Origin of the sequence: Nocardiopsis lucentensis DSM 44048 (assembly GCF_000341125.1) — a bacterium.
Taxonomy (GTDB): domain Bacteria; phylum Actinomycetota; class Actinomycetes; order Streptosporangiales; family Streptosporangiaceae; genus Nocardiopsis; species Nocardiopsis lucentensis.
Genome location: NZ_ANBC01000328.1, coordinates 1 through 26,938, shown reverse-complemented (window position 1 = coordinate 26,938; position 26,938 = coordinate 1). Strand labels below are relative to the sequence as shown.

22 protein-coding genes, 1 pseudogene and 1 riboswitch are annotated in these 26,938 nt (G+C 72.6%); of the genes and pseudogenes, 13 read left to right on the top strand and 10 right to left on the bottom strand.

The genetic code is table 11. The features are described 5' to 3' along the window. Window positions 1-701 (top strand): annotated as a pseudogene (locus tag D471_RS0111750) (alanine racemase); the annotation flags it as partial. 64 nt (window positions 702-765) lie between these two features. Here the strand turns inward: D471_RS0111750 and D471_RS0111745 are convergent. Next, complete coding sequence (locus D471_RS0111745) at window positions 766-2,361, bottom strand: beta-N-acetylhexosaminidase (protein WP_017598800.1); 1,596 nt, start codon at window positions 2,359-2,361, stop codon at window positions 766-768. A gap of 498 nt (window positions 2,362-2,859) precedes the next feature. Between D471_RS0111745 and D471_RS0111740 the strand changes: the two genes are divergently transcribed. The 3 genes from D471_RS0111740 to D471_RS0111730 all read left to right on the top strand — a co-directional run bounded on the left by D471_RS0111740 (window position 2,860) and on the right by D471_RS0111730 (window position 5,425). After that, window positions 2,860-3,756, top strand: a complete 897-nt coding sequence (locus D471_RS0111740) for a DMT family transporter (RefSeq protein WP_017598799.1) — start codon at window positions 2,860-2,862, stop codon at window positions 3,754-3,756. A 10-nt stretch (window positions 3,757-3,766) separates the two neighbouring features. Next, window positions 3,767-4,996 carry a glycosyltransferase gene (locus D471_RS0111735; protein ID WP_017598798.1) on the top strand — a complete coding sequence of 410 codons (1,230 nt, stop codon included), beginning with the start codon at window positions 3,767-3,769 and terminating at the stop codon, window positions 4,994-4,996. A 99-nt stretch (window positions 4,997-5,095) separates the two neighbouring features. Beyond that, entirely contained in the window at window positions 5,096-5,425 is a 330-nt protein-coding gene (locus tag D471_RS0111730) for a hypothetical protein (RefSeq protein WP_017598797.1), read from the top strand. 39 nt (window positions 5,426-5,464) lie between these two features. Here the strand turns inward: D471_RS0111730 and D471_RS0111725 are convergent, their stop codons facing one another. Beyond that, window positions 5,465-6,427, bottom strand: a complete 963-nt coding sequence (locus D471_RS0111725; protein WP_017598796.1) for a LysR family transcriptional regulator — start codon at window positions 6,425-6,427, stop codon at window positions 5,465-5,467. 132 nt (window positions 6,428-6,559) lie between these two features. Between D471_RS0111725 and D471_RS0111720 the strand changes: the two genes are divergently transcribed. Continuing rightward, window positions 6,560-7,888, top strand: a complete 1,329-nt coding sequence (locus tag D471_RS0111720) for a pyridoxal phosphate-dependent aminotransferase (RefSeq protein WP_017598795.1) — start codon at window positions 6,560-6,562, stop codon at window positions 7,886-7,888. 139 nt (window positions 7,889-8,027) lie between these two features. Here the strand turns inward: D471_RS0111720 and D471_RS0111715 are convergent, their stop codons facing one another. Next, the gene (locus D471_RS0111715; protein ID WP_017598794.1) at window positions 8,028-9,272 is read right to left on the bottom strand and encodes a glycosyltransferase family 4 protein; all 1,245 of its coding nucleotides are present in this window, start codon (window positions 9,270-9,272) and stop codon (window positions 8,028-8,030) included. Between the two features lie 164 nt (window positions 9,273-9,436). On the opposite strand from D471_RS0111715, the gene D471_RS41740 reads away from it, so the two are divergent. Beyond that, on the top strand, window positions 9,437-9,766 hold the full coding sequence (locus tag D471_RS41740; protein WP_449406563.1) for a DUF6457 domain-containing protein: 330 nt from the start codon (window positions 9,437-9,439) through the stop codon (window positions 9,764-9,766). 146 nt (window positions 9,767-9,912) lie between these two features. Beyond that, on the top strand, window positions 9,913-11,337 hold the full coding sequence (locus tag D471_RS0111705; protein ID WP_017598792.1) for an alanine/glycine:cation symporter family protein: 1,425 nt from the start codon (window positions 9,913-9,915) through the stop codon (window positions 11,335-11,337). Window positions 11,338-11,436: 99 nt separating this feature from the next. Here D471_RS0111705 and thiD read toward each other — a convergent pair whose 3' ends face one another. The 3 genes from thiD to D471_RS0111690 all read right to left on the bottom strand — a co-directional run bounded on the left by thiD (window position 11,437) and on the right by D471_RS0111690 (window position 15,418). Beyond that, a complete protein-coding gene (gene thiD / locus D471_RS0111700) occupies window positions 11,437-12,240 on the bottom strand; it encodes a bifunctional hydroxymethylpyrimidine kinase/phosphomethylpyrimidine kinase (protein WP_017598791.1) in 804 nt (267 codons plus the stop codon). Beyond that, window positions 12,229-12,325: riboswitch (TPP riboswitch) on the bottom strand. Its footprint overlaps the gene before it by 12 nt. Window positions 12,326-12,363: 38 nt before the next feature. Continuing rightward, window positions 12,364-13,293 (bottom strand): DUF368 domain-containing protein, encoded by a 930-nt coding sequence (locus tag D471_RS0111695; protein WP_017598790.1) that lies wholly within the window; start codon window positions 13,291-13,293, stop codon window positions 12,364-12,366. 442 nt (window positions 13,294-13,735) lie between these two features. Next, window positions 13,736-15,418 carry an acyl-CoA synthetase gene (locus D471_RS0111690; protein ID WP_017598789.1) on the bottom strand — a complete coding sequence of 561 codons (1,683 nt, stop codon included), beginning with the start codon at window positions 15,416-15,418 and terminating at the stop codon, window positions 13,736-13,738. 374 nt (window positions 15,419-15,792) lie between these two features. Between D471_RS0111690 and rocD the strand changes: the two genes are divergently transcribed. Further along, entirely contained in the window at window positions 15,793-17,067 is a 1,275-nt protein-coding gene (gene rocD / locus D471_RS0111685; protein ID WP_017598788.1) for an ornithine--oxo-acid transaminase, read from the top strand. A 305-nt stretch (window positions 17,068-17,372) separates the two neighbouring features. Here rocD and D471_RS0111680 read toward each other — a convergent pair whose 3' ends face one another. After that, the gene (locus tag D471_RS0111680; RefSeq protein ID WP_017598787.1) at window positions 17,373-18,752 is read right to left on the bottom strand and encodes an SGNH/GDSL hydrolase family protein; all 1,380 of its coding nucleotides are present in this window, start codon (window positions 18,750-18,752) and stop codon (window positions 17,373-17,375) included. 222 nt (window positions 18,753-18,974) lie between these two features. Beyond that, window positions 18,975-20,243, bottom strand: a complete 1,269-nt coding sequence (locus D471_RS0111675; RefSeq protein ID WP_017598786.1) for an 8-amino-7-oxononanoate synthase — start codon at window positions 20,241-20,243, stop codon at window positions 18,975-18,977. A 362-nt stretch (window positions 20,244-20,605) separates the two neighbouring features. Between D471_RS0111675 and D471_RS0111670 the strand changes: the two genes are divergently transcribed. Both D471_RS0111670 and bioD read left to right on the top strand, forming a co-directional pair. Then, entirely contained in the window at window positions 20,606-21,943 is a 1,338-nt protein-coding gene (locus D471_RS0111670; protein WP_017598785.1) for an adenosylmethionine--8-amino-7-oxononanoate transaminase, read from the top strand. Further along, window positions 21,940-22,650 carry a dethiobiotin synthase gene (gene bioD / locus D471_RS0111665; protein ID WP_017598784.1) on the top strand — a complete coding sequence of 237 codons (711 nt, stop codon included), beginning with the start codon at window positions 21,940-21,942 and terminating at the stop codon, window positions 22,648-22,650. The genes D471_RS0111670 and bioD overlap by 4 nt, the downstream gene beginning before the upstream one ends. A gap of 54 nt (window positions 22,651-22,704) precedes the next feature. On the opposite strand, the gene D471_RS0111660 is transcribed toward bioD, so the two are convergent. After that, window positions 22,705-23,658, bottom strand: a complete 954-nt coding sequence (locus D471_RS0111660) for a GNAT family N-acetyltransferase (RefSeq protein ID WP_017598783.1) — start codon at window positions 23,656-23,658, stop codon at window positions 22,705-22,707. Window positions 23,659-23,778: 120 nt separating this feature from the next. Here D471_RS0111660 and D471_RS0111655 point away from each other — a divergent pair, with 120 nt between their 5' ends. Then, the gene (locus D471_RS0111655) at window positions 23,779-24,510 is read left to right on the top strand and encodes a class I SAM-dependent methyltransferase (RefSeq protein ID WP_017598782.1); all 732 of its coding nucleotides are present in this window, start codon (window positions 23,779-23,781) and stop codon (window positions 24,508-24,510) included. A gap of 80 nt (window positions 24,511-24,590) precedes the next feature. After that, complete coding sequence (locus D471_RS0111650) at window positions 24,591-25,106, top strand: GNAT family N-acetyltransferase (RefSeq protein ID WP_017598781.1); 516 nt, start codon at window positions 24,591-24,593, stop codon at window positions 25,104-25,106. A gap of 37 nt (window positions 25,107-25,143) precedes the next feature. Here D471_RS0111650 and D471_RS0111645 read toward each other — a convergent pair whose 3' ends face one another. Then, window positions 25,144-25,650 (bottom strand): DUF3291 domain-containing protein, encoded by a 507-nt coding sequence (locus D471_RS0111645; protein ID WP_017598780.1) that lies wholly within the window; start codon window positions 25,648-25,650, stop codon window positions 25,144-25,146. Window positions 25,651-25,772: 122 nt separating this feature from the next. On the opposite strand from D471_RS0111645, the gene D471_RS0111640 reads away from it, so the two are divergent. Further along, the coding region (locus tag D471_RS0111640; protein WP_017598779.1) for an aminotransferase-like domain-containing protein at window positions 25,773-26,938 on the top strand (1,166 nt) is incomplete at its 3' end.

Below are 26,938 nucleotides of genomic sequence, written 5' to 3'. Positions count from 1 at the left end.
CCGGCTGCCGCACCCGCGAGCACCTTCTCGCCGTGGCGCGCGCCGTGGTCGCCGAGCCCGGCCTGGAACTGGCCGGGGTCGCGGGCTACGAGGGCCCTCTGGGCGACGATGCCGACGCCGTGCGCGCGTTCCTCCGAGACCTGGGAGGCGACGCCGCGGCGATCACCGCCGAGCACGGACTGGAGCGGCCGGTGCTGTCGGTGGGCGGCAGCGCGTGGTTCGACCTGGTCGCCGAGGAGCTCGGCGGTCGTGAGGACGTCCTTCCGATCCTGCGCAGCGGCGCCTACGTCGCGCACGACGACGGGCTCTACCGCCGCACCACCCCCTACCGCCGCCTCCCCGAAGGGCCCGGCACGCTGGAGGGGGCGCTGGAACTGTGGGCACGGGTGGTGTCCGTGCCGGAGGAGGGGCTGGCCATCGCGGCCCTGGGCCGCCGCGAGGCCAACCACGACCAGGGTTTCCCGATCCCCCGAGCGCTACGGCGCGCCGACGGCGGGACCGTCGCGGCCACGGGCGTGGAGGTCACCGGGCTCAACGACCACCACGCCTACCTGCGGATCCCGCCCGAACTGGGTGTGGCCCCCGGTGACCTGGTCTCCTTCGGGATCTCCCACCCGTGCACGGCCTTCGACCGCTGGCGGGTGATCCCCGTGGTGGACGACCAGGACACGGTCGTGGACGTCGTCGCCACCTACTTCTGAGCCCGGCCGGGACCGTGAGCCCCAGTCCCGGCGGCCCGGGTGCGCGGCCGCCGGGGGTACGGGATCACCAGCCGCCGACACCCGGCCGGCTCTGCCACGGCCGCGGTCCGTCCAGCGGCCGGTACTCCACCCCGGCCGCGTCCAGCCGGTCCAGGTGCCCGCGCAGCCGGGGCTCGAACTCGGCGTAGTCGCGGTCGCCGGAGGACCACACCTGTTCGGCGAAGGCGACCGCGCGCGGGAACACCATGTAGTCCAGCCCGCGGGGCGAGTCGATGTGCTCGGTCCACACGTTGACCTGGGCGCCCAGGACGTGCTCGGCCTCCGCTTCGGTCAGGCCCCCGGGGACGGGCTCGGCCGCGTAGACGTCCTCGGTGCGCAGGAGCGTGCCGACCGGGACCGGCTCGTCGGGGGAGTCGGACTGCTTGTAGTCGAGGTAGGACGTCGCGGTCGGGGCCATGACCACGTCGTGCCCGGCCCGGGCCGCGGCCAGTCCGCCCTCCTGGCCGCGCCAGGACATCACCGTCGCTCCCGGCGCCAGACCCCCTTCGAGGATCTCGTCCCATCCGAGCAGCCTGCGCCCCCGCGCCGTCAGGTGATCGTCGAGCTGGCGGATGAACCAGCTCTGGAGCCCGTCCTCGTCGGCCAACCCCTCCTCGCGGATCCTCCGCTGGGCGGATTCGCTGTCCTTCCACTGGGCCTTGGGGCACTCGTCGCCGCCCACGTGCACGTACGTACTCGGGAACAGTTCCAGCAGTTCGTCGAACACGTTCTTGTAGAAGTCCAGGACGCCGTCGGTGACGGCCAGGACGTTGTCGTTGACCCCCCACCGGGTCCACACCGGGATCAGCCCGCTCTCGCCCAGCTCGGGGTAGGCGTGGATGGCCGCCTGGGAGTGGCCGGGGACATCGATCTCCGGGACCACCGTGATGTGGCGGGCCGCGGCGTGGGCGACGATCTCGCGGATGTCGTCCTGGGTGTAGAACCCGCCGTGGGGGCGCCCGTCGAACACGGGGGGCGTGGTGCCGCCCACCTGGCTCTCGGTGCGCCACGCACCGGCCTCGGTCAGCTTCGGGTACCGCCGGATCTGGACCCGCCACCCCTGGTCGTCGGTCAGGTGCAGGTGCAGGACGTTGAGTTTGTGCGCGGCCAGCAGGTCGATGAACCGCAGCACCTCGCGCTTGGGGAGGAAGTGCCGCGCCACGTCCAGCATCACGCCGCGCCAGCGGAACCGGGGGGCGTCGGTGACGCGCGCTGCGGGCAGGGTCCACTCCACACCGTCGAGCGGTGCGCCGCGATAGGCGTCGGCCGGCAGCAGCTGGCGCAGGGTCTGGGCGCCGTAGAAGACGCCGGCCGGGTCGTGGCCGACGACGATGGCGCCCTCCTCGTCCACGATCAACCGGTAGCCCTCCGGGCCGAGTCCGGCTCCGGGGTCGACGCTGAGCCGAATCCGCGCGTCGTCCTCGTCCCCGGTGCTCAGGGGAAGGCCAGTCGACGCGCCGAGTTCACGTTGGAGCCACGCCAGTGTTCCCCGAGCCTCGGGGTCGGCGGACACCCTGGTGGCCGTGGTGAGTGTGAATCCGCCGGAATCGCCCGGAACCGCCTGTTCGGGGCGTGGGATCAACGGCCGGTCGTCGAGGTGGGGGGCGGAAGTGTCAGGCACGGGGAACTGCTCCTATCCGGTCTAGACCAATAATGGACATCCTGCCACGCACGTGCCCTGGGGCGCACCCCCGAGGGTGCGCTCGTCCGCCGTGCCCGAGGGGGCGCCGGACCGACCGATGCCTGCTCTCGGAGGGGCGGCGGTCACCGCGTCCCGTCCTGGTCGCGCGGACCCCGCCGACCCGAGACCGGCGTGGACCCTGATGCGCTGTGCGGGTGGATGCGACTGGTCTGACCTGGGAGGGAGCGCCGCCGTCGGGCGAGGGCGCAGTGTGCGGCCCCCGAAGCGGGGTGGGGCGAGCACTACCCGGCGGACGGGGGTTGCCGTTATCGCCGACCCGGAGGGCCCGTCCGTAACGTGGTGGCCAGGACGTGTTCGCGGAACACGTCCTGGATCCGGAGCCCGCGGGGCGAAGGGACGGGACCGAGTGTCAGGGGATGCGACGATGAGGTCACGACGCCGAGTGTCGGCGACGACCGCCCGGCGGCGGTGGCACCGATGACGTGGTCCGTCCTCATCGCCGTGGCGGGGGCCTTCACCCTGGCGCTCGGCTCCGCGCTCCAGGAACGCGACGCGGTCCGTGCCCCGGGGCGACAGGTCGCGCGGGCCGGGTTCCTGCTGCACCTGTTGCGCCAGCCCCGGTGGCTGGTCGGCAGCGGGGCGGCGGTCCTGGGCTCGGTTCTGCACCTGGTGGCCCTCAGCGGCGCCCCCCTGACCATCATCCAGCCGATCGGTGTCACCGGTCTGCTGTTCGCGATCGTCCTGTCGGCCCTGTTCAACCACCAGAGGGTGAGTGCCTGGCAGATCACCGCCGGAGCCTTCGTCATGGTGGGACTCGTGGGTGTCCTGTGGCTGTTCCCCCACGGGTCGGACACACCGGCCATGGGGGTCGCGACGGCGCTCGTCCTTGCCGGGGCCTCCCTCGGGTTCGGGCTCGCCGTGTACCTCACCGCGGACTGGATTCCCAGCGGTGCGCGTGCCCTGCTGCTCGCCCTGGTGGGCGGGGCGGCCATGGGCACCACCTCCGGCCTGGCACGCGTCATCGCCGCCAACGTCCTCGACGACTGGACGGCCCTGGTCGGCTGGCTGACCCCGCTCGCCGTGCTCACCGCGGTCTTCGGCGCCCTGCTCATGCAGAACGCCTACCGGACCGGCCACTTCGCGGCGGCCTACGCCACGTTGCTCATCACCGACCCCGTCGTCGGTGTGGCCATCGGCGCGTTCCTCCTGGGTGAGGGGACGCCCGAGACCGCCACCGCGCAGGTGGGGGCCGCGGCTTTCGCCGCCTTCGCGATCGCCGGAACCATCGCCCTCGCCCGGACGCGCCACCGCAACCCCGAGGCCGCCGGGGTCGCCGGGCGCGCGCCGAAGGATGCCCGTACCCGTACCCGTTGAAGGAGTTGCCATGGCCCAGACCAACCGTGTGCTGCGCGTGCTCATCGCCACGGACACCTACCCGCCCGACGTCAACGGCGCCGGGTACTTCACCCACCGCCTGGCCGAGGGACTGGCGGGGCGGGGGCACCGGGTCCACGTGGTCTGCCCCTCCGACCTGGGAGATCCCTACGTGACCGCCAACGGCGGCGTGACCGAGCACCGCCTGCGGTCGGCCCCCATCCCCCTCCAGGAGTCGATGCGTATGGCCGTCCCCCTGGGTATCGGCGGCCACACGGCGCGGTTGGTGGCACGTCTGGACCCGGACGTCGTCCACGTGCAGAGTCACTTCACGGTCAGCCGGACCGCGTTGCGCCGGGCTCGCGCGGTGGGGGTGCCGGTCGTGTTCACCAACCACTTCATGCCGGACAACCTGTACGCGCACGCCCACCTGCCCCAGGGCGTCCACTCGGTGGCCGGGTCGGTCGCCTGGCGTGACATGGTGCGTGTGGCGGGAGCGGCCGACCACGTGACCACGCCGACCCCCCGTGCCGCCCGCCTGTTGCGGGAGAAGGGGTTCGCCCGGGCGGTGGAGGCCATCTCCTGCGGGATCGACCTGGAGCGGTTCCATCCCCGGGAGGGGGAACGGGCGGCGGCCCGTGCCCGGTTCGGGCTGCCCGACCGCGACACGGTCGTCTTCGTCGGTCGGCTCGACGTGGAGAAGCGGATCGACGATACGATCCGTGCCCTGGCGCGCGTGGTGTCGGAGCGGGACGCGCAGCTGGTCCTGGCCGGGACCGGGCAGCGCGAGCAGGAACTGCGCGCGCTCGCCGCGGGCCTTGGGATCGCCGACCGCGTGCGCTTCCTCGGTTTCGTCCCGGACGAGGACCTGCCGCTGGTCTACGCGGCGGGGGACGTGTTCGCGATCGCGAGTGTCGCGGAGCTTCAGAGCATCGCGACGCTGGAGGCGATGTCCACGGGGTTGCCGGTGGTGGCCGCTGACGCGATGGCGCTGCCGCACTTGGTCGAGGAGGGGCGCAACGGTTTCCTCTTCCCGGCGGGTGACGTGGCCGCACTGGCCGAGCACCTGCTCACCGTCCTGGGCCCCGACGACCGGCGTCGTGCCATGGGCGCGGCGAGCCGGGAGATCGCCCTACGGCACGATCAGCGCCGGTCGCTGGAGCGTTTCGAGGCCGTGTACACGAGCCTCGGAGCCGCGGTGCCCGCACCCGTGCGCGTGGAGCGGGTCATCGCCGCCTGAGGAGGGCGAATGTAGCCAAATGATGTCCGTTATGTCACTTTCCGCATTCTTTGCGAGGTGATCAGTGAACTCGGCGCTGATCAGGAAATACCTGACAATGTGTGGTTCGAGGGCATCAGCGGGCGGGCCGGGGTCGGCTGGACCGTTCGCGGCGGCAACGTGACGGAGGGCCTCACCGAACGGCTGATCAGCGCCGAACGGGAGGCCAGCACCCACGAGCGAGACATGTCCGAGTTCGAGCGAGAACGCATCGACCTGGAACACCGGGTCGTGCGTATGGAGGCCGAACTCGAAGCCCTGCGGCGGAGGCGGCTGGAGGCCTACGCCCGTTGGTGGAACGCCAGGGACCACCGGGACCGCGCACTCCACGTCTGCCGCCGCCTGCGTCGACGCATCGACCGGACCCGCCGCCGCAGGCGCGATCTGTGACCTCTCGGACGCCGGGCCGCCCGCGCGGGACCTGACCACTCACATGTCCCGCACGGGACCCCGCACGGTCGGCCCGTGTCCGGACAGGCGATCCCCGACCTCGGCGGCGGCGTCCCGCAGCGCCGCCAGCGTGACCTGCACCGCCGGACGGCGCAGCGTCGCCGGGCGCAGCACCGCGTACACGTGCCGCTCCGGCGGCGACTCGGGTAGCTGCCGAAAGGCCAGTCCGCCCGGAGCACCCACCATGGCCAGCGCGGGAACGGCCGCGATGCCGATACCTCGGGAGACCAGGCTCAGGATGGTTCCCAACCCCTCGAACTCCCAGGCCGCGCCCGGCAGCCCGCCCACCTCGGCCAACAGCCGGTCCGTCCCGTAGCGCGACCGCTCGCCCTCCGGAGCCACGATCCAGGACTCGCCGAGCAGGCCTTCGAGCTCCAGCGGCTCCTCCGGGTCCGCCAACCGGTGGTACTCGGGAACGGCCAGTACCAGCGGGTCGCGCAGCAGGTGGACGTGGCGCAGTCCGCTCTCCGGGCCGGGACCCGGGTGCTGTCCGGTCCAGTCGTCGACCAGGGCGATGTCGACCTCGCGCGAGCGCACCTTCTCGGTCCCCGTCGCGAGCAGGGTCTGACGCAGCACCAGCTGCATGCCCTCGTGTGCGCGCAGCGCGGGGGCGAGCAGCGGCGCGAAGGCCACGGCCGCGGTCGGGAAGGCCGTCACCGTCACCACGCCGACCGCGACGTCCACCTGCTCGGCCAGCACCGACTCCGTGGCCTCCACCAACGCGAGGATCTCCTCGGCCTGGACGACCAGGAGCCGCCCGGCGTCGGTCAGTTCGGCGCCCCGGGCCGAACGGTCCAGGAGCGCCACCCCCGTCTCCCGCTCCAGGGTGGCCAGTTGCTGTGACACGGCCGAGGGGGTGTAGCCCAGGGCTGCGGCCGTGGCCGCGATGGTGCCCCGCACGCTGAACTCACGGAGCAACTGGAGACGCCGAAGGTCGAGCATAAGTTCAGCTTACGCTCACCATCGAAAAGACTCGCTTGTGCTGATGGGGCAACGCGGGCAAGCTGAACAGTGACAGACCGTCACCTCACGGCGCGGTCAAGCGCCAGATCATGAGCCGGAGATGAGTCCTTCATGACCGCCACTGTGTCCGCGACGCTCGCCGTCAACGAAGCCCTCGCAGAGAAACGACGCCAGGGGGTGCGCGTCCTGCCGCTCGGCTTCGGCGAGGCCGGGCTCCCGGTTCACCCGGTTCTGCGGGACCAGCTCTCCGCCGGAAACGGCGCCAACGCCTACGGCCCCGTCGCCGGAACGGCGGCCCTGCGCGAGGCGGCCGCGGGGTACTGGGGCCGGCGCGGACTGCCCACCGACCCCGAGATGGTCATCGCCGGTCCCGGCAGCAAACCACTGCTGTACAGCCTCCTCATGGAGATCGGTGGGGACACGGCCATCGCCGCTCCCAGCTGGGTGAGCTACGCGGCGCAGAGCCGCCTGCTCGGACAGCGGCCGCTCATGGTCCCGACGGCTACGGGGGAGGGCGGCCTGCCACAGCCCGACCTGCTGCACGCGGCCGTCACCGGCGCCCGCGAACAGGGTCGCACCGTCAGCGCCGTGATCGTCACCCTGCCCGACAACCCCACCGGTACCGTGGCCAGGCCGGACACGGTACGTCGCCTGGCCGAGGTGGCTCGCGAACTCGACCTCGTCATCATCTCCGACGAGATCTACCGCGATCTCGTCCACCCCGCCGCGTCCGGCCAGACGCCGACCGAGGTACGCAGCCCCGCCGAGTACGCGCCCGAGCGCACCGTCGTCTCCAGCGGCCTGAGCAAGAACCTGGCCCTGGGCGGCTGGCGGATCGGTGTCCTGCGCCTGCCCGACTCCGAGATCGGCCACCGACTGCGCGGCGGTCTGCTCGGCGTGGCAAGCGAGATCTGGTCGAGCCCGGCCGCCCCCGTCCAGGCGGCCGCCGCGCACGCGTTCACCGAACCCACCGAACTGGTCGACCACATCGGTCGCAGTCGCCGCCTGCACGGACTCGTCGCCCAGGCCGTCACCGACGTGTTCGTCCGCGCCGGGACCGCGGTCGCCACCCCGCGCGCGGCCTTCTACCTCTACCCCGACTTCGAGCCGCACCGGGAACGGCTGGCCGCCCTGCACGGGGTGACCACCGGGCCCGAACTCACCGGGCTGCTTCTGGAACGGTACGGGATGGGAGTCCTGCCCGCCGCCGAGTTCGGTGAGGGACCCGAGGCCCTTCGCGCGCGGGTCGCCACCAGCCTGCTGTACGGCGAGACCGAGGAGCGCCGGTACGCCGCGCTCGCCGCCACGGATCCGCTGGCCCTGCCGTGGATCCGCGCGCACCTGGAACGTCTGGAAGAGGTCCTCGACTCTCTGCTCGAAGGGGCGCCGACCGCCGTCGTTCCCGAGCCGCAGAGCGGAGCGGAGCCACTGTACTGCTGAGGACCCGGACCGCGCCCGCCACGTGAAGGGGGCGAGGCGGACGCGTCCCACCGGCCTCCCCCGGGGCTTCCCTGGGGGAGGTCCCTCGCGTTGGCAGTCCGGTCCGCCCGGGCGTGCCTCGGCACACGCCCAGGGACGATCAGGTACCGATGGCGTCGGACAGGGAGCCGTGCGGGAGGCTCCCGACGCCGCCGGAGGGATGACGGCCTCCGCTCCTGGCCAGTTCCCTGCTCGGCGCGATCACCGACCGGTAGTGGTCGGTCAGCTGCGCGCCGATCGCCTCCCAGGTGCGTTGTGCCACCGACGGCCGGGCCGCGGCCGCCATCCGCTCACGTACCTGCCGGTTGTGCGCCAGACGTCCCACCGCGACCCGCAGTTCGCGCACGGAGTCGGGGGAGTAGAGCAGCCCGTTGCGTTCGGGGACGACCAGGTCCACGGGGCCGCCGGAGTTCGGCGCCACCGCCGGGACACCCGAGGCCAGAGCCTCCTGTACCGCCTGGCAGAAGGTCTCGTCGGCGCCGGTGTGCACGAACACGTCCATGGACGCGTAGAGGCGGGACAGGTCGTCCCCGGTCCGCTGTCCGGTGAACACGGCCTCGGGCAGGCGGCGGCGCAGACGGGCGCGCTCCGGGCCGTCCCCCACGACCACCAGCTTGATTCCGCGCAGCCGGGCCACGTGGGCCAGCAGGTCCACACGCTTGTCCTTGGCGAGGCGGCCGACGTAGCCCACGATCGTCTCGCCGCCGGGAGCGAGACGACGGCGCAGTTCCTCGTCGCGGTGCTCGGGTGAGAAACGCCGGGTGTCCACGCCGCGCTGCCACAGGTGGAGCCGGGGGAAACCGTGCTCGGCCAGGGTCCGCGTGGTGGCCGAGGAGGGCACCAGGGTGCGGTCGACGGCCGAGTGCACCCGGCGGAGCAGCGGCCACACGGTCTGACCGCCGGGCAGCCCGTACCGGCCGGCGAACCCGGCCAGGTCGGTCTGGAACACGGCCACGGTCGGCAGGGCCCAACGGCGGGCGGCCTCCACGGCCGCGTGCCCGAGCAGCGCGGGTGAGGCCAGGTGCAGGACGTCGGGCGCGAAGGCGCGGATGGCGGCGGTCATCGTGCGGCGGGCCGGGAGCCCCACCGAGAAATCCCGGTAGAAGGGCAACGGGAGGGAGGGCATGCGGATGACGGGGAAACCGGCGTAGGAGGCGGGACCGTGGCCGGGAGCCAGGACCATCGCCTGGTGGCCCTCGGCGGCGAGCAGGTCGGCGACCCGGCACACGGAGTTGGTGACGCCGTTGACCTGGGGGAGGAAGGACTCGGTCACGATCGCCACGCGCAACGGAGCGGGGGAGGGCGGTCGGAGGGCGGTGGAGGGAGACGGGTGGTCCGGGGCCATGAGCAGAGCTCCCAACGCAAGGGGGATGACTACCTCCGACGCTAGGGTCGAGGGGTGAACCCCCGTGGGGTCCCCGGGGAACCGGGACCGAAGGCCGGACGTGGTTTCGCCGAGCGCGCGGTGACACGGGGCGAGCGATCGGGTGGCCAACGGGTGGCCCGACGATGGATAGGATCGCCTTCCGTAGCCGTAGTAAAACTCTAGGGAGTCGTTCGGTGACCCTCGTGGAATGGGCGGAGTTGGTCCGCGCCGAGCTGGACCTGACCGGGGACGATCCCGTGGACAAGGCGGACGTCGACCGCGTCCTCGACCTGGCGAGGGACGCCGCCCACTCGGTGGCGCGCCCCGCGGCCCCCCTCACCACCTACCTGTTGGGCATCGCGGTGGGCCGGGNCCGCCCCCCGCCGCTCTCAGCAGGCTCGCGTCGGCTCAGGCCGACGGATCCGCGGACTCGTAGGGCGCGCGGTCGCAACGGTTGCGACGGGCGGCCGTGACGCCATCGTGACGAACCGCTGCAAGCCTGACACCACCCCTGGGTGTCCCGGCCTGGTGGGCACCGTTCCCTCGGGAAGGGCGGCTCCCGCTGACCGCGGGCACACGACCATCCCCCGGTACCTGATCGTGATAGGGAGATCCCCACATGGATCAACTCCTCGACATGGCTGGCCTCGTCAGCGAGATCATCTGGGGACCGTACGTCCTCATCCCCCTGCTGCTCGGCGTCGGCGTGTTCCTGACCGTCCGCCTGCGGCTGCTCCAGCTCTTCCGGCTGCCCCACGCCCTCTGGCTGGCCTTCGTTCGGCGTAAGGAGGACGCGTCCGTCGAGGGCGACATCTCCCACTACCAGGCCCTGAGCACCGCGCTCGCCGCCACCGTCGGTGTCGGCAACATCGCCGGCGCGGCCCTCGCCATCGGGGTGGGCGGCCCGGGCGCCCTGTTCTGGATGTGGATCGTCGGCTTCTTCGGCATGGCGACCAAGTACAGCGAGGCGCTCCTGGGCGTCATGTTCCGCCGCACCGACGACAAGGGTGAGCAGAGCGGCGGACCGATGTTCTACCTCAAGTACGGTCTGCCGGGCGGGCTCGGTACCACGCTGGGCGTGGCCTTCGCGGTGTTCGGCGCGGTGGCGGCGTTCGGCATCGGCAACGGCACCCAGGCCAACGCCGTGTCGCAGCAGGTCACCAACATCACGCCGCTGGCGCCGTGGATGGTGGGCCTGATCCTGATGGTCCTCGCGGGTTCCGTCATCCTCGGCGGTATCAAGAGCATCGGCCGGGTGGCCTCCGCTCTGGTGCCCCTGATGATCGTCGCCTACATCGGTATCGCCCTGATCATCCTCATCGTGAACTGGGCGGGCATCCTTCCGGCGCTCCAGCTCGTGGTCACCGACGCGTTCACCGGCACGGCAGCGGGCGGCGGGTTCGCCGGAGCGGGTGTCATGCTCGCCATCCAGATGGGTTTCGCGCGCGGTATCTTCTCCAACGAGTCGGGCCTGGGCACCGGTGCCATCGCCGCCGCGGCGGCCAAGACCAGGCAGCCCGTCCGCCAGGCGATGGTCTCCATGACCCAGACCTTCATCGACACGATCATCGTGGTGACGATGACGTGCCTGGTCATCATCACCACCGGGGCCTGGCGGGGAGAGAACAGCCAGGACGGCTCACTGCTGACCACGGACGCCCTGACCCAGGGACTCGGGTCGATCAGCCCCGGACTGGCTCCGGTCGGCACCTACGTCGTGGCGATCGCCGTCGCGGTCTTCGCCTTCACCACCCTGCTCGGCTGGGCGTACTACGGCGAGCGGTGCGTGGAGTTCCTCGCCGGGCGCAAGCTCGTCCTCCCCTACCGTCTGGTGTTCATCGCCGTCATCTACGTCGGATCGGTCGCCGCGCTGGACCCGGTGTGGCTGTTCAGCGACATCGCCAACGGGCTCATGGCACTGCCCAACCTCATCGGGCTCCTGTTGCTGTCGCCGGTCGTCGTGGCCGAGACCCGGAAGTTCTTCGCCCACCCCGACTGGAAGAACCCGGACGCCGTCATGGACGACGTGAGCAAGGGCAGGTAGGACCGGCTCTTCCGGGGAACACGACGAGGGGGCCGCGCCGGGCGCGGCCCCCTTGCCGTGTGTCATGGTGCTCGCTGTCACCAGGGGTGACTGTGCTCGCTACCACCAGGGGTGGAAGTGGTGCACCGGGCCCTGGCCGCCACCCGCGTCGACCTCGTCGGCGCGGCGGATCGCCTCCGTCAGGTACGCCTTGGCGTCGGCGATCGCGGTGGCGGTGTCGGATCGCTGCGGCAGGAGCGCGGCGATCGACGAGGACAGGGTGCAGCCCGTGCCGTGTGTGTTGCGCGTGGCCACCCGCCGGGCCCGGAACTCGACGGGCTCGGCGTCCCGGGAGACGAGGACGTCGACGCTCTCCTCCCCAGCCAGGTGGCCGCCCTTGAGCAGGACCCGGCGCGGTCCCAGCTCCAGCAGCCGCCCGGCCTGGGCGCGCATCGTCGCCAGGTCGGCGGCCTCGGGCTCGCCCAGCAGGTCCGCTGCCTCGGGGAGGTTCGGGGTGATCAGGTCCGCGTGTGGCAGCAGCAGCGTGCGCAGCGCCTTGACCGCCGAGGACTCCAACAGCCGGTCACCGCTCTTGGCGACCATCACCGGGTCCACCACGACGTTCGGCAGTTCGTGGCGCACGATCGCGTCCGCCACCGCCTCGGTGATCTCGGCGGTGGCGAGCATCCCGACCTTGACCGCATGGACGGTGGCGTCGGTGAAGAGCGTGTCCATCTGCTGGGTCACGAAGTCCACCGGGACGCCGTGGACACCGGTCACCCCCCGCGTGGACTGCGCGGTCAGGGCGGTGATGACGGTCATCCCGTAGGTGCCGTGCGCGGAGAACGCCTTCAGGTCGGCCTGGATCCCCGCGCCGCCGCTGGGGTCGCTTCCGGCGACGGACACGATGTTGTACGCGCTCATGGGCGTCCCTTCGCTAGTACTAACTAGGGCAGGTTCGACGGGTCTGTTCTCAGCCGGGGGCTTCCCGGCACCCCGCGCCGTCGGGGCGTCATCGCCCCGGACGTGGAATGGTGCGTCCCGACCCTAGTGGACCGGGGCGGAGTGGTGCTGGTGGGTGGTCCCCGTCCTGGCCTTCTTGCGGTGCTCGTAGACGACGGCGGCCACGACGATGAGGAACCCGACCACCATGAGGGTCACGGTCAGCGGGATCTCGGTCATCGGGAGGATCTCGCGCTCCTCGGTCTGCCACGGCCACAGGGCGCGCAGCGAACCGGCCATGAGGCCGGTCAGGACGACGAGGGCGATGTGGTGGAAGTTCTCCAGGAGGAACTGGAGGAGCTTCACGAACAGGGACAGGCCGGTGATCGCGCCCAGGGCGAAGGCGCCGATGTAGACGAGGTCGAGGCCGGCCACCGCGTCCTTGGTGGGTACGTACAGGCCGACGGTGACCAGGATGAACGAACCCGACACCCCGGGCAGGACGAGGGCGCAGACGGCCACGGAGGCGACGAGGAAGACGACCACCGGGTGGACGGGCAGGTTCGCGCCGGGCAGCCCCGTCAGTGAGAAGGCCACGGCGGCGAAGACCAGAGCGACGAGGTAGTGCCAGGCCTTCCAGGGCTTGCCCGAGCCGGAGTAGGGAACCCACAGGGAGGCGAGCACCAGTCCGAAGAAGACGGCGTGGGCGTACTGGGTGTGCTCCTCGACCAGCGGCGCGATGAGGAGCAGGGCCAGGATGAGCGCGACGGGCATGCCGACGAGCGCCGGGACGAGTACGCTCCAGTTCACGAGGCGGAACTGCTCCTGGGCGCGTTCCTTGCCCCGGCCGCGCGGGACGTCGGTGACGTAGCGCTTGATACCGCTGACCATGTGGCCGGCGCCGCCGATCAGGTCGTCGTACAGGCCGACGATGAGCGCGACCGTGCCGCCGCTGATCCCGGGCAGGGCCTCTGAGGTGCCCACGGCCCCGCCGCGCACCGCGTTGAAGATGAAGGAGCCTACTGACTTGGCCATCTGAGTTGTGGGGCGCGGGCCCGGAAACTCCGGGAGGGGGCGCGCCGTCCTCCGTCCTAGTGGTGTCACCGTACCCACCCTCGACCGGGTGACGGTGGCGTGAAGGGATTGTCTCGCGGGGTCCTGGACCCGACCGTCGCCCGGTCCGACGTGCTGATCCCCTGGGAAGGTCCACCGAGTGGTCCGGAACCGGGTGTGGGGCGATTCGGGGCGGCCGGGCGTGGTCAGTCTAGCGGCGCGGGTGGCTGTGCAGAGCGCCCGCGGTAGGCCTGAAACCAGGTTTCGGCTGCCTGCACAGTCATTGTCTTGGTAGCCGAAATATGGGGCGTCGTCACGCGGTGGTGCGGACCACCGCGCCCCGCGGTGCTGAGGCACGCGGAAACTCCCACGGGAGTCGGTCTCCTCGGCGGTCTCCGTGGCCGTGGCCTCGGTGCGGCGGGGGTCAGAAAGCGGCGTGTTCCGGCGCCGCCCCGGCGGATCCCGCCGTTCCCGTGTCCTTTCGCGCGACCGAGGCCGCCCACCGGTAGTCCTGCTTGCCCACCGCCGTCCGGCGGACCCTGTCCACGACGTGCACGCTGCGCGGAACCTTGAACCCGGCCAGGCGCCCCCGGCAGTGCGCGCGCAGCTGGGCGGCACCGAGTTCGGCTCCGGGGGCCAGGGAGACCAGTGCGGTCACCCGCTGGCCGAGCCGCTCGTCCGGAGCGGGGACGACGATCGCGTCCTCCACCAGCGGATGCGCCTTGAGGACCGCCTCCACCTCCTCCGGGTAGACCTTCTCCCCGGCGGTGTTGATGACGACACTGCCCCGGCCCAGCAGCATGACCGAACCGTCCCGTCCCCGGGTCCCGTAGTCGCCCGACAGGGCCCAGCGCCGACCGTCGGCGTCGACGGGGAAGGTCCGCGCGGTCGCGATCGGGTCGTTGTAGTAGCCCAGGGGGATCCGGCCGGTGCGCGCGATGCGGCCGACCCGGGTCGACCCCGGCACCAGGGGGCGCAGGGAGTCGTCCAGCACCGCGATGCTGCCCCCCATGGTGAAGCTGCGGCCGTCACCGTCCCCCTCGCGCTTCTGGCCCTCGGGCGCGGTCGCCGACCCGCACACGCCCGTCTCCGACCCGCCGTAGGCGTCGGCCAGGGCGATGTCCTCGCGCCAGGCCTGCCACAGGGCCCGGACCGCGGGGGTGAGCGGCGTCCCGCCGGAGCGCACGGAGGTCAGTTCGGGGCACAGCCCGGGCTCGGTGAGCAGGTGCCGGGCGAGCGGGCGCGCCATCGCGTCCCCGACCAGCTGGACCACGTGCGCGCCCTCGCGGTGCGCCAACTCCAGGACCCGGTCCGGGTGGAAGCTGCGGTCGGTCGAGAGCACCACGCGTTTGCCGCACAGCATCATGCTCAGTGCGTTCCACTGCCCGGCCGCGTGCATCAGCGGTCCGAGGACCAGCATCCGCTGGGGGAAGCACCGCGCGGCGCGTTCGGCGACGTCCTCAGGGGTCCGGGCGCGCGGCTCACCCGGGGCGCGCCGCTCCAGGGCCGCGCGGAAGATGTCGGCCTGCCGCCACAGCACCCCCTTCGGGTATCCGGTCGTGCCGCCCGTGTAGAGGAGGTAGTGGTCGTCCCCGGAGGTGGCGGGCAGGAGTGCCGTGTCAGCGGAGGCGGTGGCGAGGGCCCGCTCGTAGTCGGTCCCGTCGAGGTCGGCGTCGCGCGCACCGCCGTCCTCGATCAGGACGACGTGGCGCAGGCGCGGCAGGTCGGGGCGGACCGCGGTCACCTTGGCGGCCAGGGAGTCCTCCGCGATCAGCGCGACCGCGTGGGAGTCCGACAGCACGTGCCGCAGCTCGCCCGCGACGTAGCGGTAGTTCACGTTGACGGGAACGGCGCCCGCGCGCAGCACCCCGATGAAGGACTCCACCCACTCGGCCCGGTTGAACGCCAGGATCGCCACGTGTTCACCGGGGCGCACACCTGCTCCGACCAGGTGCGCCGCCAACCGGACGGAGCGGTCGTGCAGGGTTCGGTAGGTGAGGCGGCGGGGGCCGGCGACGAGTGCGACGCGGTCGGGGACGGCCTCGGTCACGGCGGTGAGGAGGCGGGGGAGGGAGAAGGGGGCGTCGGGGGACGCTGGGGTGGGCACGCCGGACCTCCCTGGAACGGGTCTCGGGCCGACCTCGGCCGGGCGTCACACGACGCCCCGACCTCCGCGGCGGGGTGGCTGATGAGCCGACCGTACCCCGCTGGGCGGGGGCCGATCGCGGTCGGGGCTGTGGAGCGCGTCACCTGGGTACTCCTCGCAGGTCACGCCTCGTGTCGAGACCCCCGCTCACCGGGCTCGCGGCGCGGCGCGCGACCGGGTTTCGGGCGCTGGGGCGCAACTGTGATCTGCCTTACCTCTTGTGTGCTCACCGGATCATCTGCTCAACTCTTGGGGACCTCCGCCGCCGGGCTCTACCGGGCCCGTTGGTGGGTATCTACTGTCTGACATCGGTCAATGGTGATCGGAGCGGCTAGATGAGTAACACCCGCAACCTGGGTCAGCAGGACTCCGTCGGAAACCCCGACGGACAGGCACTCTCCAGTGAGGAACACATCGAGCTCGCGCGGACACGGTCCGCGCACAACTACTCACCCCTGCCCGTCGTGATCGCCGAGGGCCGGGGAGCCTGGGTGACCGACGTGGAGGGACGCCGGTACCTGGACTGTCTGGCCGGGTACTCGGCCATGAACTTCGGGCACCACAACCCCGACCTTCTCGCGACGGCGCACCGGCAGCTGGACCGGGTGACACTCACCAGCCGGGCCTTCTACAACGACCAGTTCGGACCCTGGGTCAGCGCTCTTGCCGACATGGTCGGCAAAGAGCGGGTCCTGCCGATGAACACCGGCGCCGAGGCGGTGGAGACCGGTATCAAGGTGGCCCGCAAGTGGGCCTACGAGGTCAAGGGCGTACCGGAGAACAAGGCGACCATCGTCGTGGCGGGCGCCAACTTCCACGGGCGCACCACCACGATCATCTCCTTCTCCTCCGATCCCGAGGCCAAGACGGGCTTCGGACCGTACACGCCGGGCTTCCGGTCGGTGCCGTACGGGGACGCGCAGGCGATCGAGGACGCGATCGACGAGACCACCGCGGCGGTGCTGATCGAGCCGGTGCAGGGCGAGGCGGGCGTGATCGTTCCCCCGCAGGACTACCTGCCCCGCGTTCGGGAGATCTGCGACCGCGACCGGGTGCTGTTCATCGCCGACGAGGTCCAGGCGGGCCTGGGCAGGACCGGGACCATCCGGGCGTGCGAGCACAGCGGGGTGGTGCCCGACGCCTACCTGTTCGGCAAGGCGCTGGGCGGCGGCATCCTGCCGGTGTCGGCCATGGTCGCCGACGAGGACGTGCTCGGTGTCATCCAGCCCGGTCAGCACGGGAGCACGTTCGGCGGCAACCCGCTCGCGGGGGCCGTGGGGCGCACGGTGGTCACGATGCTGACCGAGGGGCCGTACCTGGAGAACGCGCGGAGGCTGGGTGAGGTGCTCGCCCGGAGGCTGAAGGAGTTCGTGGGCGACGGTGTGGTCTCGGCCCGCAGTATCGGCCTGTGGGCGGGTGTGGACGTCGACCCCGCGCTGGGCACCGGCAAGGAACTGTGCCAGCGCCTGGCCGAGCATGGTGTGCTGGTCAAGGACACCCACGGCTCGACGGTGCGGATGTCCCCGCCGTTGGTGATCAGCGAGGAGGACCTCAACTGGGGGCTGGACCGGTTCGGTGAGGTGCTCGCCGAGCTCAAGGCGGGCAGGTAGCGCCGCGGAGGTCCGTGTCCGTCTCGGACCTCCGCTTCGCCGGTCGCCGGGCGTGTCCGCGGAAGACGCCTGGGGCCCGTTTCCCGGAACGGTCACTCGAGGGGGTCGTCGTTCGGGTGCCGGCAGGGTGCCGCAGGACGAGGCGGGCCGCGTGGCGAGGAACGAGCGGTGGGCGCGGCCAGAGGAAGAACCGCGCCGCCAGGCGTCCGTCGAGGGTGGTGGAGGGCGACGGGCGGGCAGGCGCCCCTGCCTCTCGGGCGCCCGAACACGGTCCGAAGCGAGGCGGAGGACCCGAAGAACACCGACTAGTCGTCGGCGGCCGGGGCCCCGGTCTCCTCCCCGTCACCGTCACCCCCGGGGGACGGCGCGTCGGAGGCCGAGGCCCCGGGGCGGTCGTAGGGGCCGCCGAGCTCGGCGGCGAGCAGATCCTCGTTGACGTTGTCCAGGGTCTCCTGAGCCACGTACAGCGCCCGTTCCGGGCCCTCCTCGATCTGGAGTCGCACGCGTTCGGCGATGGACAGCTGTCCCTGGGCGGTGGGGTGGAAACTCGCGCGATCCACCCGCACCCCCTCGCCGAGACGGCCGAGGACGATGCCGTTCAGCCACGCGTTCTCCGCGCTGACCTCGAACCCCGTCAGCGCGGAGAAGACGTTGACGTACTCGACACTGCCCACGTCCCGGCCACCGTAGATCTGGCCGTCGACCCGGTAGACGACGTCGCGGATGCGGTCGTTGAACCGCTCTCCCACCGAGTTCAGCCAGGTCTGGTCGCTCGTGGTCAGTGTGTAGTACATGCTCGGCGGCTCCTCCGGGAACAGCCGCGGATAGCCGAGGACGAGGATCCTGGCATCGGGGGCGCGGTCGCGGACCTCGCCCAGGATCTCGGTCAGGGTCTCCTCGAACCGGTCCATCCGTTCGAGGATCTGGTCCTCCTGGGCGGTGCACACCCCGCTCTCCAGGAGCGGCATGCGTACGATGCAGGTGCGCAGGACGGGGATGAACCCCAGGTCGTTGCCGCCGATGCCGACGGTGACCAGGGACGTGTGCTCGGTGACCCGTTCGAGCTGCGACTCCGGGGTGCCGATCTCGGCGAGCATGTCCGCCCCCTTGTGGCTGCTGCACGCGTAGAAGGCGAGTGCCCCGGTGAAGGAGAACTCCTCCGCGATCACCCGTGGGTAGGCGTGCTCGGAGCGCCAGCAGCCGCCGGGCTCGGCGGTGGACGGATCGTAGTCGCCCGCGCCGTCGCCCGAGGAGTAGGAGTCGCCCAGAGCCACGTAGTTGCCCCACAGGGCGGCCTCACGCGGCTCCAGTCGCACGCGCCAGTCGACCTCCTCGTCCTCGGTGATCGGTGGCAGCTCCTCGGTGGGGCAGACACCTCCCGTGGCCTCGCACCAGAGTTGGAGGAGTCCGCTCCGGCTGGCGGGCACGACCAGGGTGACCACCAGAGTCACGACCAGGACGGCGGCGGTGATGAGGACGACGCGGGCGCGTCTTTGGCGTCTGGTGCCGCGCGGCCGGGGCTCGTCATCGCCCGGACCGGTCCTCTCGGCCTGGGCGGCCCGACCGTCCGCGCCGGACCCCCCGACGTCCTCGGTGGGTTCGTCCGGTTCGGCGGGTGAGGCGGTCGTCTCGCCGTCGGGTTCGCGGTGCTCGGGGGTTGATGGGTGGTCACCACGGGCTGGCACTGCCGCTTCCGCCTCCCACGTCCGAACGGGTCCTGTGCAAGCGTCAGACTACCGTTCCCACGGTGGTCGGCCTGTGTCGGCCAATCCACGTGAAACCGGGGCAGTCCAGCGATCCTCAGGATGCTCCCGAGGTTCGGGGACCGGCACGGACCGTCCGCCTGGGTACGGTCGGGTCGTGTCACCCCGTGGGGACACGTCCCCTGGCGGTGGACGGGAAAAGATCTACGAACCGGGGCGGTTCGCCGCGATCACGTCCACGACGTACCGGACCTGAGCCTCGGTGAGCGTCGCCCGCGCGGTGAGCCGCAGGCGCGACCGGCCGTCCGGGACCGACGGCGGACGGAAGCACCCGACCCGCACACCCGCCTCCAGACACGCGCCCCGCCAGGCCACCGCCTCCTCCGGAGAGGAGGCCACGACCGACACCACCGCCGCGTCCGGGGTGCTGACCTCCATCCCCCGCGCGCGCAACCCGTCGGCGAGGCCCAGCGCGCGTGCGCGTACCGCGTCGGCCCGTTCGGGCTCATCGCGCAGCACCCGCAGGGCCGCCAGCGCCGCCCCCGCCGCGGCGGGGGCGAGGCCGGTGTCGAAGACGAACGTACGGGCCGTCTCCACCAGGTGCCGTATCACCCGGCGCGGTCCCAGCACCGCGCCGCCCTGGGAACCGAGGGACTTGGACAGCGTCACGGACACCACGACGTCCTCCGCCCCGCACAGCCCGGACAGGGCCGCGGCGCCCCGGCCACCCGGACCGACGACGCCGAGCCCGTGCGCGTCGTCGAGTAGCAGGGCGGCACCGTGCGCGCGGGCCGTCCGGGCCAGGGCGGGGATGTCGGTGAGGTCGCCGTCGACCGAGAAGACGGTGTCGCTGAGGATCAGGGAGCGGTCCCGGGCACCGGCGAGCGCGCCCGCCGCGCTGTCGGGGTCGGCGTGGTCGAAGAGGGCGACCCGTGCCCCGGAGCCCTTGGCCAGACGAGTGGCGTCGATGAGGGAGGCGTGGTTGTAGCGGTCGCTCGCGACGAGCGGAGCGGTGTCGCCCTCGGGATCGGGTGCGGCCAACGCGGTGACCATGGCGAGGTTGGCCGCGTAGCCGGAGGAGAAGACGAGCGCGGCCTCGGCGCCGTAGAAACCGGCGAGCTCGCGCTCCAGTTCCCCGTGGAGCTCGGTGTCCCCGGTGACCAGGCGTGACCCGCCCGCCCCGGCCCCCCACACATGGGCGGCCTCGGCAGCGGCCCCCACCACCTCCGGATGCAGCATCAGTCCGAGGTAGTCGTTGCCCGCCAGGTCGAGACGGTCGTCGCGGGCGGTCCGGGGCACGGTGCGCCGGGTCAGACCCGCCTTCGCCCTGCGTCGTGCCGCGCCGTCCAGCCAGGCGAAGGGGGTGTCCGTCCGCTGGTCACCGCTGGTGCCCGCGGTCCTCGTCGGGCTCGTGGCCCGCAGCGGCCAGGGGCGCGGGGGAGCGGTGACGGTGGCGTTCGCGAGGCGTTCCATACGAGCGGGGGTTCTCCTCTGGTCGAAGCCGGGCGTCCGGGCACCGGGGCGGGAACGGGAAGGGCGCGCCTGGCGCCGTACGTCACGCGGACCGCCTCCACCTGGCGGGACCGACCCAGCGGCGGCCAATCCCGCTGGGTCGGTCCGGTCCATGTGTGCCAGGGAGGCGTCTACGACTCTGCCGTTCTCGGGGGGTGCGCGTCACCCGTGAAAGCCCACAAACTTCCGTGCGGAATCCTGGTAGGACCACACGGGCCCCCGCTGGTCCGGTCCGTGAACAATGGGGTGCCGCGACGGTCCGACGCCCACGCCCACACCACCGTGAGGAGGAAGGGGTCCACCCCGGGCCCCGAGAACCACCCATGAGCTCCACCGAGCACACGCCCCCGCGGCGCCCGGTCGATCCCGCGCGGGTCAGTGCCCTCGACGGCGCCCGCCTGTGGCACCCCTACACGACCGTGCCCGCCGCCGAACGGCCGTACGTGGTCACCGACGCCGAGGGCGTGCGCCTCACGCTGTGGTCGCGGGACGGGACCCGCGAGGTGGTCGACGGGATGTCCTCGTGGTGGTCGGCCATCCACGGCTACCGCCACCCCCGGTTGGACGCGGCCGCGCGCGACCAGTTGGCGGCGTTCAGCCACGTGATGTTCGGCGGACTCACGCACGCCCCGGCGGCCGAGCTCGGCGACGCCCTGGTGCGGATCACGCCTGAGGCGCTGGACCACGTGTTCCTGGCCGACTCGGGGTCGGTGTCGGTGGAGGTCGCGATGAAGATGTGCCTCCAGTACCACCGCTCGACGGGATGCCCGGAGCGGCGCCGGTTCCTCACCTGGCGCGGCGGCTACCACGGGGACACGTTCCACGCCATGAGCGCGTGCGACCCCGACGGCGGCATGCACTCCCTGTGGGGGGACGTGCTCCCCGGCCAGGTGTTCGCGCCCGCGCCGCCCGCGGGCTTCGACACCGAACCCGACGCCGGGTACGTGGCCGGGTTCGAGCGGCTCGCGCGCGAGCACGCCGACGAACTCGCCGCGATCATCGTCGAACCCGTGGTCCAGGGCGCGGGCGGGATGCGCTTCCACCACCCGGGGTACCTGCGGGAGCTGCGTCGGATCGCCGACGACCTCGGTCTGCTGCTGGTGTTCGACGAGATCGCGACGGGCTTCGGGCGCACCGGCGAGTTGTTCGCCGCCGACCACGCGGGCGTCACCCCCGACGTCATGTGCCTGGGCAAGGCGCTGACCGGCGGCTACATGACGCTCGCGGCGACGCTGTGCACCGCGCGGGTGGCGCGGGGGATCGCGGAGGGCGAGGTGCCGGTGCTCGCGCACGGCCCCACCTTCATGGGCAACCCGCTGGCCTGCGCGACCGCTCTGGCGTCGGTGGAACTCCTGACCCACGGAGACTGGAGGGGCGATGTGGCCCGGGTCGAGGCGGGGCTGCGCGAGGGGCTCGCCCCGGCCGGGCGTCTGCCCGGGGTGCGCGAGGTGCGGGTTCTCGGGGCGATCGGCGTGATCGAACTGGAGGAGCCGGTGCGGATGCGCGAGGCGACGCGGGCGGCGGTGGCGGCCGGGGCGTGGCTGCGGCCGTTCCGCAACCACGTGTACGCCATGCCGCCCTACGTGAGCACGGACGAGGACGTCGCCGTGATCGCGGCGGGGATGGTCGCCGCGGCCGAGGCCTCGCTGGGGGCGCGATGAGCGTCCTGGTGGTGACCGGCACCGGAACCGAGGTCGGCAAGACCGTCGTCACGGCCGCCGTCGCCGCGCTCGCACGGGCCGAGGGCCGGAGGGTGGCGGTGGTCAAGCCCGCCCAGACCGGAGTGGGGCCCGGGGAGGCCGGTGACGTGGACGAGGTGGTGCGTCTGGCTCCGGGGGTGACCGCGGTGGAGGTGGTGCGCTATCCGGAGCCGCTGGCCCCGGCGACGGCCTCCGTGCGCTGCGGTGCCGAGCCGCTGGACGTCCGGCGAGTGGCCGGGGCGGTGCGTGAGCTGGAGCGCGACCACGACCTGGTCCTGGTGGAGGGCGCGGGCGGGCTGCTGGTACGGCTGAACCCGCAGGGCCGGACGCTGGCCGACGTGGCCGTGGCCCTCTCCGCGCCCGTCCTGGTGGTGGCGCGCCCCGACCTGGGCACGCTGAACGCGACGGCGCTGACCGCCGAGGCGCTGCGTGCTCGAGGCCTGGTCCCGGCCGGGGTGGTGGTGGGCGCGTGGCCCGAGCGCCCCGACCTCGCGACGCGGTGCAACCTCACCGATCTGCCGACCATGGGCGCGGGTGACCTGGTGGGCGCGGTGCCCGAGGGCAGCGGGCGGTCGGCCGCGCGGGAGTTCGCGGAGGTGGCCCGGCGGAGTCTGGCCCCGGCCCTGGGCGGGGTCTGGGACGCGGGCCGTGCCCGGAACGGTGGATAGGGGTGGCTCTCGTGCCGGGGCGTCGCGCGCGGCCGGGCCCGATCTCCGGGAACCTCAACCCGAGGCCCTGGTCTTGATGAGCGGCGCGTCCCGCGTCAGCTCCCGGAACCCGAGGCCGCGGTACAGTCCGCGCGCCTGGGGGTGCCCCGGCGCGCCCAGGCAGGCGACCGTGGCGTGCGTGGCCCCCGCCGCCCGCGCCAGACGCATCCCGTGCAGCAGCATCGCCCTTCCCAACCCCCGACGCCGGTGGTCCGGATGCGTCCCGACCGGCTCGAACTCAGCGGTCCGGTTCGCTTCGTCGAGCCACATGATCGTCGAGGACGCCATCGTCGCGTCCGGTGCCTCCACCAGGATGTGCAGGTCGCCGCGGTACCCGGCGGTCCGTCGGACGCCCTGGTAGCCCTCGGCCGTGTACGTGGAGGGGGCCCAGGCGTCCAGGTGGGCCTGGACCGCGGCCTGCGGCCCGGCCTCGTCGGCGGTGCGGAAACGGAACCCGGCCGGCAGGACCGGCTCCTCCACGTCGGTGAGGTCCCGCTCATTGAACTGGGTCCAGGACCCGGTGTCGCCGAGCGAGGCCGGGTCGGTCACGTAGCCGCGCGCGGCCCACCGCCGCAGAGCGAACCCGTCGGCGGCGCTCGGCACCACCGTACGTTCGAGGTCCGCCGCCGTGGCCTCGTACCAGTCGATCACCTCGTCGACCAGATCGGCGTGGTCGGGATGGACCTGGTACACCAGATCGGCGCCGGTGACGTCTTTCACCGACCCGTCGCTCCGCCGCACCCGTCGCGGAAGACGGGCCCAGCCCCACGCCACCAGATCTCCGCCGGAGAACCACAGTCGACGCGGCCACGCCGCGCCGTCGCTGGCGTGCCCCCTGCCCCAGTTCCAGGCCAGCTCGCCGAACGTCGCGTCGCCGTTCACCAGCTCCGGGCGGGTGGCGGTGACACGCTGCGCCAGACCCTGCATGAGCCGGACGTCCTCGGCGGTCACGAGATCGAAGTTCGCCATGGTGTGCCATGGTGTCGGGGATCCGCGAAGGAGGCGAACCGTTTTTCGGGGGAACTCCGTCTACGGCGGACGGTGGAAACCGGTGGCCGGTCGGCCCGACTCCGGTTACCCTCCGGCCCCATGGCTGACGAGTGCTTCGGACACCCACGGCTCGCCGCGATCTACGATCCCCTCGACCCGGACCGCGGTGACCTGGACGCCTACCTCCGGCTGGCCGAGGAGTCCGCGGCGCGGCGCGTGCTGGACATCGGGTGCGGGACGGGCGTGTTCGCGCTCCTCCTGGCCGATCGCGGGATCGAGGTCGTCGGCGTCGATCCCGCCCGGGCCTTCCTCGACGTCGCTCGGGCCAAGCCGGGCGCCGAGCGGGTGCGGTGGATCCACGGTGACGCGTCCGCGCTCCCGCCGCTGCGGGTCGACCTGGTGACGATGACGGCCAACGTCGCCCAAGCCGTCGTCGACGCGGAGGCGTGGCGGATGACCCTGCGGGGCGCCCACGAGGCGCTGTCGCCCGGCGGGCTGCTGGTGTTCGAGACGCGGGATCCGGCCAGGCGGGCGTGGGAGGGGTGGACCCGCGAGGCCACCCACCGGGTGACGGCGGTCCCCGGCGCCGGCGCGGTCGAGAGCTGGATCGAGGTGACCGACGTGCGGCTGCCGCTGGTGACGTTCCGCTGGACCTACGTGTTCGCCGAGGACGGGCGGACGCTGACGTCGGACTCGACCCTGCGCTTCCGTGGGCGGCGGGAGGTCGAGTCGGACCTGGTCGAGCGGGGCTTCGTGGTGGAGGACGTCCGTGACGCGCCCGACCGGCCGGGGAGGGAGCTGGTCTTCCTGGCCCGGCGCCCGGTCCGGTGACCACCGACGCGGTTCGCTCCGGCCCGATCACCGACAGGTCCGCTGGGGCCGCCCCCGCAGGCGGGTGGGATAGTGGTCGGATGACGACCACCTGGTACCTGGAGATGACCGACCCCTCCCGGCTGAGCCCCGCGCGCGAACCCGAGACCGGACGCGGCGTGCGGTTCACCCGGTGCGGGATCCCCGGCCCCGAGTTCAGTCGCTTCCTCTACGAGCGGGTCGGCGGGGACTGGCAGTGGACCGACCGGCTCGCGTGGTCGGACCAGCGGTGGCGGGAGTGGGTGGAGCGGCCCGGGAGTGAGACCTGGGTCCTGTACGAACACGGAACCCCCGCGGGCTACGCCGAACTCGACGCCCAGCCCGGGGGAACGGTCGAGATCGCCTACTTCGGTCTCATGCCCGGCTTCCTCGGCCGTCGTCTGGGCGGCCACATGCTCACCCTCACGCTGAGCCGTGCCTGGGACCTCGCCGAGCGGTGGCCGGAGCGCGAGCCCACCCGGAGGGTGTGGGTGCACACGTGCAGCCTGGACGGTGAGCACGCGCTCGCCAACTACCGGGCGCGCGGCCTGACCGTCTACCGGGAGACCGCGGAGTAGGGGACGCGCCTCCCGGACCGCCCGGGTCGGGTTCCCGTCAGGCCGGGCGGGGGACCGGGGAGCGCAGGGTGAAGGCGTACCCGCCGGGGCCGTGCTCGCGCAGGTGGGCGGCGCGCCGTTCGGCCTCGTCGACCGTTACCTCGGCTGTCCCCTCCGCCGCCCACCACAGGGTGCGCTCCACGGTCGGGAACGCCCCGGTCGCCGCGCGGAAGGCCAGGATGTCCGGGTGCGCGGCGTGCACGAGGTCGCGCAGGTCGGTCGGGGAGCGCCACAGTGCCACCGTCCGGCGACGGTTCCCCTCGTCGTGGAAGTGGACCTCTCCGACGTGGCCCGGGGCGCTTCGGGCCCGTTCCCTGATCGCCTCGGCCAGCGTGTCCAGGGCCCGGTGGTCACCGGTGTCCGTGGCCAGGGTGAGCGCCTCCACCAGTACCGGACCGCGGACCGGGAGTGCCGGGGTCGGCCCGGCGGTGGGGCGCTGTGCGGGGAGAGGGTGGTGCGTGGCGTGCGCGGACCGGTCGAGCTGCTGCGGGATCAGAGACTGCATCGGGGCTCCCAATACTCAGTGGACTGCAATCAAAAGGTCCATTTTGGCCCTGGTGGACTGATGGAATCTGATGCCAGTATCGGAGCGAGGCGGCACGGCCAACAGATCCAATGGAGCGGAAAATGGACTCTTCTCGTCAGGCGGCCACGCTCGTGGACCGCCTCGGAGCCTGGGCGACCGCGAGCGGTCCGCTCTACCGGCGGCTCACGGACGCGCTGCGCGGGCTCGTCACCGAGGGCACGCTCGTGGCGGGGGAACGGCTCCCCTCCGAACGGGCACTCGCCTCGGCACTGCGGATCAGCCGTACCACGGTGGTCTCGGCCTACGACGCCCTGCGGGCGGAGGGCGTCCTGGACAGCAGGCAGGGCAGCGGTACCAGGGTCAGCTCCAGGATCGGCCCCGTGCCCTCCGACGGCTGGGCTCCCGGCAGCGTCGCCAACCCGATGTACCAGAACCTCCTCCGGGACACCCCGCGCGTCATCTCCGTCGCGTGCCTGCGCACCCCAGCGCTGGAGACCGTGGAGGAGGCCGTCCGCGAGGTGGTCGACCGCGACCTTCCCGCGCTCATGGCCGAGGACACCTACCATCCGCGCGGGCTCCCCGTACTGCGGCAGGCCCTCGCCGACCGCTACACCGACCAGGGCCTGCCGACCACGCCCGACCAGATCGTGGTCACCACGGGAGCCCACCAGGCCGTGGCCCTGGTCGCACAGCTCTACCTTCGCGAGGGGTCACCCGTGGTCGCCGAGGACCCCGGGTTCGCGGGCTGCTTGGACCTCATGCGCGACCGGGGCGCCCGCCTCCTCCCGGTCCGCGTCGACGACCGAGGCATCGACCCGATCGGCGTGCGCCGCGCCATCGCCGAGCACTCCCCGCACCTGATCTACGTCATGCCCGCCTACCACAACCCGACCGGCACGCTCATGTCCGCGGCCCGCCGCCGCGAACTGGGGGAGCTGGCGGCCCAGTACGGCGTCCCCGTCCTGGAGGACAGCGCCTACACCGGTATCCGGGCGCCGGACGAGCCCCCGCCGCTCGCCGCGTTCGCCCCGCGTGGGGCCGAGGTCATCACGGTCGACTCGCTCAGCAAGGTCGGATGGGCGGGTCTTCGTCTGGGGTGGCTGCGGGCCCCCTCCGAGATCGCCCTGCGGCTCAGCCGCCGCAAGGTCCTCGCCGACCTCGGCAGTCCGCTGCTGGAACAGGCGGTCGCCGTGCGCCTGCTGCCACGGTACGACCGGCTCGCCGCCGAACGCTCCGCGCAGCTCGCCCGGGCGCTGGATCACATGGA